General features: G+C 62.2%; 11 protein-coding genes. 2 read left to right on the forward strand and 9 right to left on the reverse strand.

What is annotated here, in order from left to right:
* Nucleotides 1–112 precede the first annotated feature (112 nt).
* The 6 genes from AWB76_RS32150 to AWB76_RS32175 form a co-directional block, all read right to left on the reverse strand.
* Entirely contained in the window at nt 113–679 is a 567-nt protein-coding gene (locus AWB76_RS32150; RefSeq protein WP_061164148.1) for a low affinity iron permease family protein, read from the reverse strand.
* 155 nt (nt 680–834) lie between these two features.
* The gene (locus tag AWB76_RS32155; RefSeq protein WP_061164149.1) at nt 835–1,290 is read right to left on the reverse strand and encodes a hypothetical protein; all 456 of its coding nucleotides are present in this window, start codon (nt 1,288–1,290) and stop codon (nt 835–837) included.
* Between the two features lie 674 nt (nt 1,291–1,964).
* Complete coding sequence (locus AWB76_RS42955) at nt 1,965–2,174, reverse strand: hypothetical protein (RefSeq protein WP_061164150.1); 210 nt, start codon at nt 2,172–2,174, stop codon at nt 1,965–1,967.
* A gap of 60 nt (nt 2,175–2,234) precedes the next feature.
* The gene (locus AWB76_RS32165) at nt 2,235–3,443 is read right to left on the reverse strand and encodes a zinc-dependent alcohol dehydrogenase (RefSeq protein WP_061164151.1); all 1,209 of its coding nucleotides are present in this window, start codon (nt 3,441–3,443) and stop codon (nt 2,235–2,237) included.
* A gap of 369 nt (nt 3,444–3,812) precedes the next feature.
* On the reverse strand, nt 3,813–6,470 hold the full coding sequence (locus tag AWB76_RS32170) for an ATP-binding cassette domain-containing protein (RefSeq protein ID WP_061164152.1): 2,658 nt from the start codon (nt 6,468–6,470) through the stop codon (nt 3,813–3,815).
* A complete protein-coding gene (locus AWB76_RS32175) occupies nt 6,467–6,751 on the reverse strand; it encodes a hypothetical protein (RefSeq protein WP_061164153.1) in 285 nt (94 codons plus the stop codon). Before AWB76_RS32175 ends, AWB76_RS32170 begins: the two co-directional genes overlap by 4 nt.
* A gap of 1,029 nt (nt 6,752–7,780) precedes the next feature.
* Between AWB76_RS32175 and AWB76_RS32180 the strand changes: the two genes are divergently transcribed.
* Nucleotides 7,781–8,647, forward strand: coding sequence for a glucose 1-dehydrogenase (locus tag AWB76_RS32180; protein ID WP_061164154.1), 867 nt, complete (start codon nt 7,781–7,783; stop codon nt 8,645–8,647).
* Nucleotides 8,648–9,031: 384 nt separating this feature from the next.
* Here AWB76_RS32180 and AWB76_RS41240 read toward each other — a convergent pair whose 3' ends face one another.
* Nucleotides 9,032–9,883, reverse strand: a complete 852-nt coding sequence (locus AWB76_RS41240; RefSeq protein WP_157696254.1) for a hypothetical protein — start codon at nt 9,881–9,883, stop codon at nt 9,032–9,034.
* A 366-nt stretch (nt 9,884–10,249) separates the two neighbouring features.
* On the opposite strand from AWB76_RS41240, the gene AWB76_RS42395 reads away from it, so the two are divergent.
* Nucleotides 10,250–11,146, forward strand: a complete 897-nt coding sequence (locus AWB76_RS42395) for a M20 family metallopeptidase (RefSeq protein WP_244173532.1) — start codon at nt 10,250–10,252, stop codon at nt 11,144–11,146.
* Between the two features lie 26 nt (nt 11,147–11,172).
* Here the strand turns inward: AWB76_RS42395 and AWB76_RS32195 are convergent, their stop codons facing one another.
* Together AWB76_RS32195 and AWB76_RS32200 are read right to left on the reverse strand one after the other, a co-directional pair.
* Nucleotides 11,173–12,183, reverse strand: a complete 1,011-nt coding sequence (locus AWB76_RS32195) for an inorganic phosphate transporter (RefSeq protein ID WP_061164156.1) — start codon at nt 12,181–12,183, stop codon at nt 11,173–11,175.
* Nucleotides 12,183–12,809 carry a DUF47 domain-containing protein gene (locus tag AWB76_RS32200; protein WP_061164157.1) on the reverse strand — a complete coding sequence of 209 codons (627 nt, stop codon included), beginning with the start codon at nt 12,807–12,809 and terminating at the stop codon, nt 12,183–12,185. Before AWB76_RS32200 ends, AWB76_RS32195 begins: the two co-directional genes overlap by 1 nt.
* Nucleotides 12,810–12,828 lie beyond the last annotated feature (19 nt).

Genomic DNA, 12,828 nt, shown 5'->3' on the forward strand with positions numbered 1-12,828 from the left:
TATGCCCCTACTTCTGCTACGGCCTTATCCGCTGGACGACGTGTCCATGACAACCTGGCCCGCGCCGCTCGCCGCGCCGCATTTTGAGCAAGTAAGGCGGCGCCCGTCGCGCTTATTTCACATTGCCGGGTTCGCCGCTCGCGTGCAATGTCGTTTTCCTAGCCTGCGCCTTCGCGAGACGACGCGCAATTTCCGCCGTCGCCCCCTCGTTACGCGTCGGCTGCTGGCTATCGCGATCCCGCTCCTCCGCAAGTTGCAGATAAGCCGCGGCAAGCTTGCGCAATTCGTCTTCGGTCGCGTCTTCGATGCCGATCAACTGATTACTCGCTCGCTTGTTCGACGCGAGCAGTTCGTTCAGCTTTAGATGAAGCGCGACGCTGTCCTTGTTCGCGCTCTGCTGAATGAGAAACACCATCAGGAATGTGATGATCGTCGTGCCGGTGTTGATGACGAGTTGCCAGCCATCTGAGAACTTGAAGATAGGACCGGACACGAGCCACACGACGATCGCAATAACCGCGAGCCCAAAGGCGACGGGCGACCCGGCCCAGCGCGTGACAGCGCTCGCGAAGGCATCGAATGCGCGCGTGACGGGATGCGCCTTTGCATACCCCGGGCTGGACGTCGAAGGGACGGTGTCCATGGGCGCGGCGTCGGGAAATGGATCTTTCTCGTTCATGTTTGATGCAGGCATGGCGGATTATAGAATCTAGCAATCGCAGCTTTCGAAGAACATACGCCCCTTATCAGTACTAGCCCTGATGGAGTGGATGAGCACTAGCTCAACGTTTCAACGCCGCGGCACGTTGCTTGCCCACCTCTCAATTCTCCCTGTCAAAGGCCACACGATCCGCGAAAGACCTCCGCTAGAACGGTGAAAAGCAGACCAATGGCGCAACTCGCGCCGACGATCGCACTGCACAGAGCAGCCGAACGCTTGCGCCTAGAGCGACTTACTTTCCCGGACGGCAAGATCCCAACCGCTTCGCTGCCGTCGTCCGCAGAGACCGGTATCTGCCGCATGTTAGACAGGAGAAACCCACGTGTAGCGAGCACCGCACACAGTAAGCCGACGATAATTGCGGCGCTCGACACAAGAAATGCCGCCATGTTCATCGAACCGGAGTTAGCGGCGACCGTCGTGGCGTTACTCGCGCAAGCTTGGCCGAATACCACGTGGCTCAGAATGACTTGCAGAATCCATACGCCTGGGACACCGACCAATCCGGCCCACATTGGCAGGTCGAGGTGAAGCAACTTATCCTCCGCGTTTGCAACGTGGGTGTCCATGGAATCCTTCTGGCGAAAAGGCGGTTATGGCAAGTTGTATGTGCCGCACCTGTGCCGCGCCTATCGCGGAGCGCATACGGCGATGACATCTGTACCTGAGCAAAGCGCGTTCCGGTGAACCTTCATCATGTTTGTCCAATGCAAAGCTTGATCTGGGAAGTATTCATCCTTCATTTGCCGATCCTCAAAAAGCCCGATAACACGCTTAGCGTGAACGCCGAATTGAGAAGCATCCAGTCACAGATAAATGCAATGGCCAGCGCATATGCGACGTCCCCTGAAAACGGAACGCGCCACCAATTAAGCCGAGACTGATCTTCGGCTAGAGATAAGCCGCTGGCGATTCCGTAAAGCGCCTTGCCGCTCGTGAATGGCGACAAATGCTTCCTGATCCCAGCGCCGACGGCGCTGATACTGAATGCGCCAGAAATCGACAAGGACGCGTGGCTGTCGATGGCGGACCGCCCGTGAGCGGATTCGATCTGCCAATACTATTGACGGCGGCCATATTGACAGCGTTCCGAGCCAGATTGTTCGGTATGCTTACCGTATACCAGTAGATAGGCGTCACGATCAGCAAGCCGAGGGCGATTTTGGATTGCGCTGCCGCGCCTGCGCCGCGGAAATTCGATCGCTTGCCCCGCGCCATTCCACCGGCAGCGCGTATTCGGGGTCTACGAAACGCGGCTCAGCCTTTCGGTGATCGGCGATTTTCTGCCTTCGGGATACGCGCCCCACGCGATCGCTTCGAGGCCGTCGATTGCCTCATCGTCTGCGCGAAACGCCGGATCATAGAGGCGCGCGGTGAATCGCCGACGAAAAACACCGCGCCCAATTTTTTCCGTGACCTGTCCCTTGCGAACGTCGATCTGGTCGAGGGCCACTCATGCCCTGATCCGGCCGTGAGCGAGACCGCCGGAAATGACAGAACCAGACGCGCGTGCTTATGCCAACGGTTCGAGCGCGACCGTGATCCAGCCGGCTTGCCGCTTGTCGAACGCCTTATAGGCATCGATGACGTTCATCAACGGCTCGCGTGTGGTCAACACCCGCAGCGGGTCAAATGATCCGCTGCACACCCGTTCCACCAGCGGCGGCGTCACCGCGCGGTGATTGCAATTGCCCATTTTGATCGTCAGGTTCTTGTTCATTGCAACGCCGATAGGAAAAAATCGATCATTCGGTGGATAAACCCCGATGATGCCGAGCGTCCCGGCCTTGGCTACCGCGGCGATGCTCCAGTCGAGCGCCTGGGTGGGCGCATCGCCGGGAATCCAGTTGCCTTTCGACACGTTGCGCTCGGGAGTCACCGTTTTGCTTTCCGATTCGCCTTGCTTCGCACTGTCTCCAGATGACGCCGGCCCCGCCTGTGCGTGGACGGAATCAACGCCCACCGCATCGATCGCGCGATCCACACCGACACCACCGGACAATGCGAGAATAGCCTGCACTGGGTCCTCTTCATCGAAGTTGACGGCTTCCGCGCCTTGCGCACGTGCCATGTCGAGGCGATCTTTCAGACGATCCACGACGATCACGCGCCCCGCTCCGAGCATGAACGCACTTGCCACGGCGAACTGACCGACCGGCCCGGCGCCGAAGACCGCGACCGTATCGCCTCGGGTGACTTCGGCGAGTTGCGCACCGAAGAAACCGGTCGGAAAGATATCGGACATCAGAATGGCACGGTCGTCGTCAATATTCTCCGGCAGTCTGATAAGGCTTGCGTTCGCGAGCGGCGTGCGCGCGAACTGGGCCTGCAGGCCGTTGAAGGGTCCCGTCGATTGCGGGCCACCGAAGAACGCCGTGCCTGCGGCAGGTCCATTCGGGTTGGCCTCATCGCATTGAGCGGTGTAGCCCTTTCGGCAATACGAGCAAAAGCCACAGGAGATCGTAGATGGGATTAGTACGCGGTCGCCGCGCTTGAAGTTGCGCACGCCCTTGCCGATTTCCTCGATTACGCCGACGCCTTCGTGGCCGAGAATGGTTCCCGGCTTCATGCCGCCCAGTGTGCCGCGAACCATATGCAGGTCGGTCCCGCACACGGCGCTCGCAGTCAGGCGAACGATGGCATCCTGATCGTGCTGAATCGAAGGGTCGGGAACGTTGTCGAGCGATATGTTTCCGACTCCGTGAAAGACAACTGCTTTCATGCTGTGCTCCTTCGCTGGTTTCTAATAGAGCGAGAGGCAGCAAACGTCACACCCGCGGGGCAAGGCTCGGTGCCGTCTTGTTCTGAGCCGTGTGGATAGATGTCCAGAAGGCTCGCCTCGTGAGCATATCTGTCCGGGCACGATGCCACGTTCTCAGGGCCATCGCCGTACGCGCTGTCGACGCGCACCCGGAGCGCTGGCGCGGCTTTTCGGTCCTATTGAAAGCCCGAACTGAAACCGACATCTCCGAAACCGATGACGAAGGCGCGTCGGTTCGTCAGGCCGAAGTGAAGACGGACGACCTGTCGGGACGAAGCCCACGAGGGCGATTCAAGTCTTGATGCTCACGCGCGAAGTCGTTCGGCATGTCTACGCAGCGCGCGACGTCACGCCGCCGATCGTCGCGATGAGCTTCGGCGCGAGCACCGGTTTCGTCAGATGCGCCTGAAAGCCGGCTGCCTGCGCGCGTGAGCGCGCGTCCGCCTGCGCGTGACCCGTCAACGCAATCGCGGGCATGCGCTCCATCAGCGTCGCGGCGCGGCTCGCCTCTTCTTCGCGGATGAGCCGCAAAACGTCATAGCCGTCCTGCTCGCCGCCGAGGAAGATATCGCACAGCAACACATCGGGCCACTGCGCGGTCGGCAAGCCGCGCAGCCGCGTCAACGCCTCGTCGCCCGATGCGCATGGAACGACATGCGCGCCGACCGATTCCAGCACCGCTTCGAGCGCGTCGCGGGCATCCTCCTGGTCGTCGAGCACCATCACGGTGACGCCGCGCAGCGCATCGTCGGGCGCGGCTTCGGCGGACTCGGGATCGTCGAGCACCGGGCGCAGAGGCAGCGTCGCGACATAGGCGATATGCCGGTCGATGTAGCGCGCCGCGAAGCTGCCGCCCGTCTCCGTCAACGCCTTTTCGAGGCGGCGCATCTGCTGCGGCGAGATGTCCGCCGGACTCGGGCGCTGGCCCATCACCGTAAGACTCGCGTGGTTATCTTCGCGGAACACGCGCAGCTCCACGCGCTCGCCGCGCACCGCCGCCTTCATCTGCGCGCGGCATAGCTCCGCGACGATCTGCTGCAGCACGCTCGCATCGCCCGACACGCGCAAGCCCGGCTCGTCGATCACGGTATAGAGATTCACGCCGCGCGCGGCGATCTCGTCGTGCAGCGCGTCGACCACGCCCGCGACGAGCGCATCGAGCCCGACCGCCTGCGCGCTCACGCGGCGCTGTGCGTGTTCCAGCTCGCCCTGCTGCCATTGCAGCGACCACATGCGCGCATACACGCCCTCGCGCGCGAGCAATTCGTCGTGCTGTCCCTGCTCGACGATGCGGCCATGCTCCATTACGAGAATCCAGTCGGCGTCGACGACGGTGGAGAGCCGGTGCGCGATCACGATCGACGTTCGGCCTTGCGCGAGCCGGTCCAGCTCGTTTTGGATCGCGCGCTCAGAACGCGTGTCGAGGGCCGACGTCGCTTCGTCGAACACAATGATGCGCGGGTTCTTGAGGATCGCGCGCGCAATCGCGATGCGCTGGCGCTCGCCCCCCGAGAGCCGCACGCCACGCTCGCCGACACGCGTGTCGTAGTGGTCCGGCAGACGCTCGATGAAGCCGTCGAGTTGCGCGGCGCGCGCCGCCTGCGCGATCTCCGCGCGGGTGGCATCGCGGCTTCCATAGCCGATGTTGTAGGCTATCGTATCGTTGAACAGCACCGTGTCCTGCGGCACGATGCCGATGGCCGCCCGCAGGCTGTCCTGGGTGACCTGCGCGAGATCCTGACCGTCGATGCGGATCGCGCCCGTGGTCGGCTCGTAGAGTCTGAAGAGCAGCTTCACGAGCGTCGACTTGCCCGACCCGCTGCCGCCGACCACCGCGAGCTTCTTGCCCGGATGCGCGCGGAAATCCACGTCGCGCAGTATCTGCCGCGCCGGATCGTAGCCGAACCCGACATGATCGAACTCGATCTCGCCCGCCGTCAGGACGAGCGGGCGGGCGTGCGCTTCGTCGATGTCCTCGCGCACCCGGCCGCGCGAGAGCAGGATCGCGAACATGCGCTCGACGTTCACCACGGCGTCGTTGGTCTCGCGGAATACAAACCCGAGCGTATTGAGCGGATTGCACACCTGCACGATGTACGCGTTGACGAGCACGAGATCGCCCACGCTCATTGTGCCCGCGACGACGAGTTGCGCCGCGCGCAGCATCACCGCCGCGATGCCGAGCGCGATGATCGTGCTCTGCCCGACATGCAGCAGCGTGAGCGCGCGCTGGTTCGCGATGCGTGCGTGCACCCATTGCTCCAGCACGCCTGACAGGCGGCCCGTTTCGGTGTTCTCGCTCGCGAAGTATTTGACCGTTTCGTAGTTGAGCAGGCTGTCCACGAGGCGGCTGTCGGACTGCGCCTCAAGCCCGTTAACCGCGCGCTGGAAGCGCATGCGATAGCGTGTGAAGACGAAGGTCCACGCCGCGTACAGCACGAAGGTCACGCCGATCACCGCCACGAATTCGAGCGAGTAACGGCTCGTCATCACGGCGACGATCGTACCGATCTCGATCATCACCGGCACAATGGTGAAGAGCGATGTACCGAGCAGAAAACCGATTCCGTCCGCGCCCTTCTGCACGTCGCGTACCACCGCGCCGGTTTCGCGCTGCGCGTGAAAGCGCGCGCCCAGCGCGTGCAGATGCGCGAAAGTGCGCTCGGTAAACGAAGCGACCGTGCGCTGCGTGACGATGCTGAAGACCACGTCGCGCGCTTCGTTCAGCACGTCGCCAAGATAGCGCAGCAGCACGTAGCTGAGCACCAGGAAGACAGGAAACACGACGCCCGATGCGGGATGGCTGAACTCGTCGATGACCCGCTTGAGCATCAGCGGCACCGAGACCACCGCGAGCCGCGCAGCAATCATCAGCGCGACCGAGGCGGCCGTCTGGTATCGCCAGGCCCATACCGCGCGCCACAGGTCGGCGGCGATGCGTCGACGCAAGCGAGAGCGCGCCAGGTCGGGCGAGGCTTGCGGCGTCACTCCTTCCAATCCTTGCCGGGGGCCTTGCCTGCACTTGCCGCGCCGCTCGTGGCGCAGCCATGCTGCTTCTGCAAGCGCGCTTTCTCGCTGCGCCGGAGCGTCGCCGGATCGGGTCCGGATTGCTCCGCGGCGCCTGCGCTGCCCGCGACATCCGCCGAGCTGCCGAAGGCGCCCGCGTGCGAAAACGTGCTGGAGGGCGGCGCGCCGGTCTGCGGCGCCCATGCGTCCTGCATGCAAACCCGCGCGGGCGCGAACATTCCCGAACGAACGATGTGATCCATCGTGCCCCTTCCTTTGCGATCTTTACCGAGTCATACATGCCAGCAACGCTTGCGCCAGATCGGCGGCCGAAGATGCGCGCGTATGGGCCCGCGACCGATACGGATGGCCAAATCCATTTGCCGCCGCCGCGCGGATGTCGATAGAGAAGCGGCGGACGCGTCTCGATCCGCTCAACCTGTTGCCATCCGCATGCGTTGGCACGCACGATGCGGTTCGTTGCTGGTGCGAGAACGCCAACGACGCCCCATCTGGGGCATTCATGGATGCTGGGCACTTCCCGCTTGCCCTCGCGGAATTGGAGTGAGAGGCCGAAGGCGGCCCGTTCATCGCGAGCTGCGGCGATGCTCTCGAAGCCGCGCTGCGGCGCGCAAACGGGGTCTTAGCTACAACGACGGGAAAACTTTTCAATTGCCGCTCGAAAGGTCGTAGCGTGCGTTTCATGGGCGTTTTTTCTCGTCACTTCGTTCCTTTTACCGACAGGGAGCCGGTAGCATAGACCGCGCGCAGGGTCGTCAGGAATCTGAGGCAAATGGAGCCTGCCTCCCTGCCGATGATCGGTAACGCGTGCATCCGCCTATTATTCCATCGCAATCCTAAAAATATTCGTGTGCGCGTCAGAACGGCGTGCGTTCAGTACATGTGCGCGCAGATGGATGCGGCTTCATGCCCTGGAACAGCCCATGCTGAGACGGCGTCATGGCCACGCAAGCAGGCATCTTTTTCAACCAGCAGCGGAGTCTTGAACGAAAGCACTCGTCTATGATGAACCGCGCAACGTCGTCGTAAAGGACCTGCCCAGCGCGCGGTCGAGGGTGCGAGTCTTCTGTAGGAAGGGCCAGAGCATGGCGACCCTTACAACCGCAAGGTGCGCGATCTAATCGCCGCAGGCAAGGTGCAGCTTTCGCAGATCGTGTTGCACGAAATGCCGCTCGAACAGGCGCCCGAAGGTTAACGCAACTTCGACGAGCGCAAGAACGGCTGGACCAAGGTCGTGCTGAAAACCGCCGCATAAAATCCAGGAGCGCAACATGAACGACACTGACTATCCCCGCCCGCCTCTGCCACCGCAGCAGCAGGACAACCGCCCAGGACTCACCGCTCCGATGGACCCTCCGCCGGATCACGGCGAAGCGAGCTACAAGGGCAGCGGCCGACTCATGGGCAAGGTCGCGCTCATCACCGGCGCGGACAGCGGCATCGGACGCGCGGTGGCAATCGCCTATGCGCGCGAAGGCGCGGATATTGCCATCGCCTATCTTAACGAGCACGGCGACGCCGAGGAAACCGCGCGGTGGGTCGAGCAAGCGGGACGGCGGACTCTGCTCTTGCCCGGCGACATCACCGACCGCGAGCATTGCCGGCAGCTCGTCGAGAAGACGGCGGAAACGTTCGGGCGCATCGACGTGCTGGTGAACAATGCAGCCTATCAGGCGACCTACGACAAGCTCGAGGACATCAGCGACGACGAATGGGACAAGACCTATTCCACCAACATCGGCGCGATGTTCCGCATCACCAAAGCGGCGCTCGCGTACATGAAGACCGGCGGCGCGATCGTCAATACCACGTCGGTCAATGCCGATGCGCCGAATCCCGGACTGATCGCGTACGCGAGCACCAAGGGCGCGATTCAGAACTTCACTGGCGGGCTCGCGCAACTGCTGGCCGAACGCGGCATCCGCGCGAACTGCGTGGCGCCTGGGCCGATCTGGACGCCGCTTATTCCATCGACCATGCCGCCGTCGAGCGTCGAGAACTTCGGCATGCAGACGCCGATGAAGCGCCCCGGCCAGCCCGCCGAACTCGCCCCTGCCTATGTGATGCTCGCGTCGGACGAGTCGAGCTATGTGTCGGGCGCGACCGTCGCGGTGACGGGCGGCAAGCCCATCATCTAGCCGCGAATGGCATTATCGCTGACGATCTTCTCCAGTTCATCACGCGCGGGTGACCAGTAGTTGGCCAGATTCAGCTTCGTATTTGTAACGGTCAGAGGAAGCCGTTTATTCGAGCCGCTCAGGAATAGGCCCAAAGCGCGTCGCGCCGGGCTTCTTGCGGCCGATAAGCCTCGACAGCTCGGCGATCACGCAACACATGAAGATTAACGTCACGCGCAGGATCTGGACGGCCCGGAATCGCGGTCAGTTGACGTCGGACCAGAGCCTCGCGCAATAAACGCGCGTGCGCTCTAGAACATCACGCCCCTACGCCGTCAGCGTCAACGAGCGCGTAGTCCGGCTGAACAGCCTGAGTCCGAAGTGCTACTACAGCCGCTGGATGCTCTAGTGCATCGAGCGCGCGACGAGTCCCTTCGCTTCGTTGCTGCTCGAATCGATCGACAGCGCAGTGTTGGCATTTTGCCAGGCACACATGGCACGCTCCTGTACGACGCAGCCGCGTGCCGCCTTCAAGGCCGCATTGCGAGCCCTCTCCCGTGACAGCAGATCCTGCTTGAGCCGGAGGGCCTCGGGATTGTCTGGCTGCAACGAAAGTGCCCAAAAAATGCCGGACCGCGCCAGTTGCAGGTTGTTCTTTCCGAGACCATCGTGCGCTCGCGCGAGCGCGAGCTGTATCGACTTCTGATTTTTGTCGGCGGATACCTTGTCACTCGGCGGCGCTTCCGAGTTTGCGGCAACCGTCGGAACCTGCGGCATGGTCGTGGCCTGCGCGGGCCGATTCGAATAGTTCGGCGTCACCATGCCTCGCGCGGCGATCGTTCTGGTCGGCTCTTTGTGCGTTTCATGATTCTGAATCCAGTACAAGAGTCCCGATCCGCAGACGAGTACGAAGGCCACCCCGAGCGTGAGCGCTGCCCCCTTTTTCATGCGCCGACGACCGGTATCGCAGTGCGGTGGCGGACAGACCTCGTCGTCGGGATAAACGGCGTCGTTCGATGCACCCGAGGATGCGTTTTGGCGCGGCCACAGCGGGGGGTAAGGCGGAACATCTACACGCCCGTGTGGTGCGCCATGCACTGATGAGCCAGGCTTCGCCGCGGCGGGTGCACGATCGCTGACCACTAACCGCGCAGGCGCACCGCAATGAGGACAGGACGAATCCGGCCGCAGTACCTTGCCACCGCAGCGAGCGCAGGTACCCGTGACAATTGGGGTAAGAACGCCTTGTTCGTCCATCTAAACTCTCCTCCTCGTTGAAGTGCAAACGAAACGTCGGACCGGAAAAGTGCTTGATGCGACGGGCACGACGGGCACAGGCGGCCGCTCGTTCGATATGGAAGGGCGCTCTTCGTCGCGATGACGAGACTCGAACTATTAGTCTAACATCGGGCCGCTCGGGCGCGGCGTCATGCCATCGACCTGGGACGCTACCAGCCGAGCGACGCCCGCGTAGATGTTGCTCAAAGTTCGCACGCAGTTAAGTTCTACTTATACCTCCGCATTTTTGTTTGAATCGACTTGCCGCCATCGGTCACGGACCATGGATTCCTGCCCGACGCGCCTCTGCGCGCAGGAAACGCAGTGGATCCACGGAGGTCGTCCATGCAAGCCGACGTTCTCGTCGCCCTCGGCGCCGAAGCATCCGATCTGCGACGCACCCTTGCGCGCGCGGTCGCCGCAAGCAGTCAGGAAGTCGTCGATCTGGCGCGTGCGCTCGTCGCCGAGCCGAGCCATTACCCGCCCGGCGACACCCACTCCGTCGCTCGACGCATCGAGGCAATGCTGGAGGGCACTGACGTCGAGATCACGCGATACGGCACTCTGCCGCACGTGATGAACCTCGTCGTGCGGGTACGCGGCATGACGCCCGGACGGCGACTCGTCTTCAACGGCCATCTCGACACTTTTCCGCTCGTCGACGCGGATCGCTGGAGCGCCGACCCGAAAGGCGAGGTCCGCGATGGCAAGCTCTACGGCCTCGGCGTTTCCGACATGAAAGGCGGCATCGCGGCAATCGTGTTCGCGCTGCGCCACCTCGCCGCACTGCGAGACACGCTGCCCGGTGACGCACGCACAGATCGATTTCCCCCTCCTTGTCACAGATATGTCACAATCGCGCCATTTGTAGCGAAGGGGCCATCCGTAGTTCGGGTCGGCAAGAGAGCTTTCGCTTCCCGCACGCGCTCGCTCGGAAAGGCGCGCCGCGTGTGGTCAGCAACCGCGCGCCAGATGCAGAGGCATACCATGCCCCAGACGTACGAATACAACGGCTTCACCCTTCAGATTGCCATCGAGCGTAATTTGCACCGCTCGTCGTGCTCCGCCGATCCACTCGGATACGTTGCGGTGGTGCGCATCTGTCAACCTGGGACCGCCTTGTCCCGGTTCTCGCCTCTGAGGCTGGGTGAAGCGGGCGGACGCGCATTCGCCAGCAAAGCGGCGGCGCTTGACGGCGGCTTCATGGCAGCCCGACGGATGGTTGACGACCTGCTCTGCTGATGGATTGTCGCGATGGTTGGCGCCGCTCACAGCGCGTGCGTAGCGACCCACCATCCCGCCGCGGCCATCGCAGCGGACGCCGGGATCGTTAGCACCCACGCCCACACGATTTTGCCCGCGACGCCCCAGCGGACCGCGCTCAGCTTTTGCGTCGCGCCAACGCCGACGATTGCTCCGGTGATCGTGTGGGTCGTGGATACGGGAATTCCGAGCCACGATGCCGTGAAAAGCGTCAGTGCGCCACCCGACTCCGCGCAGAATCCTCCCACGGGCCTGAGCTTGGTGATTTTCTGCCCCATCGTGCGAACGATGCGCCAGCCACCGAAAAGCGTGCCGATGCCCATCGACAGATAGCAGCCGCCAATTACCCATACGGGAGGCGCATCGGCGGTAGCCGACGCGTATCCGGTTGCGATCAGCAGCATCCAGATGATCCCGATCGTCTTCTGCGCGTCATTGCCACCGTGCCCCAGGCTGTAGAGACCCGCCGAGAGCAATTGCACCCGCCGGAAGCGGCGATCCACCTTGCTGGGTGGTGTGCGGAAATACAGCCATGAGACGGCCAGCATGAAGCATGACCCGAGCACGAAGCCAAGCAGCGGCGAGATGAAGATGAACGCAACCGTCTTGAGGAGCCCGTCATAGTTGAGTGCGCCCCACCCCGATTTCGCGAGTGCCGAGCCGACCAGGCCGCCGATCAGCGCATGTGACGAACTCGACGGAATGCCGTACACCCAGGTAATTACGTTCCACCCGATTGCACCGAAGAGCGCGCCGAAGATCACATAATGATCAACGATTAATGGATCGATCGTGCCCTTACCGACCGTCTGCGCTACTTTCAGATGGAAGACGAAATAGGCAATGACGTTGAATGTTGCAGCGAACGCCACTGCTTGTTGCGGTTTCAATACGCCAGTCGACACGACCGTGGCGATCGAATTCGCTGCGTCGTGAAAGCCGTTCATGAAGTCGAACACGAGCGCGATCGCGACCAGCAGAACGACCACCCAGACTGCGAGCTGGACGGACTGCATCAAGCGTTTTCCAGTACGATGCCCTGGAGAATGTCCGCGACATCCTCGCATCTGTCGGTGATGGTCTCGAGCAACTCGTAGACCGCCTTGAGCTTGATCAGCGTCTTGACGTCATCTTCTTCGCGGAAGAGCTTCGACATCGCGGAGCGAAGGACGCGGTCTGCGTCAGATTCCAGTCGGTCGATGTCTTCGCAGGCCTTCAGGATCTGGGGCGTTTGCTTCATGTTCGATAGCAGGCCCACGGCGAACTGCACACGCTCCGCGGTCGCAGTGCAAATGTGCGCGAGCTGACTTGCTTCGGAGCTGAGAGCTCGCACGTCGTAGAGAGAGATAACGGTGGCGACGTCCTCCATCAAATCGAGGATATCGTCCATGGTGGTGATCAGCTTGTGAATGACGTCGCGGTCGAAGGGCGTGATGAACGTCTTGTGCAACAGATCCATCGTCTCACGGGTGAGTCTGTCGGCCTCCTTCTCGGCCTTCTGCAGGTTCCCCTTATAGATTTCCGCGTCCTGCAGATTATCGATCAGCAACTCGAGTTCCTTGCCCGCCGCGACGATGCAGACTGCATGCGCGTTGAAGATCTCGAAAAACCTGCCCTCGGTGGGCATGAACTTACCGAACATGAAATCCCCCGAAATAAGT

The organism is Caballeronia temeraria, assembly GCF_001544795.2.
Taxonomy (GTDB): Bacteria; Pseudomonadota; Gammaproteobacteria; order Burkholderiales; family Burkholderiaceae; genus Caballeronia; species Caballeronia temeraria.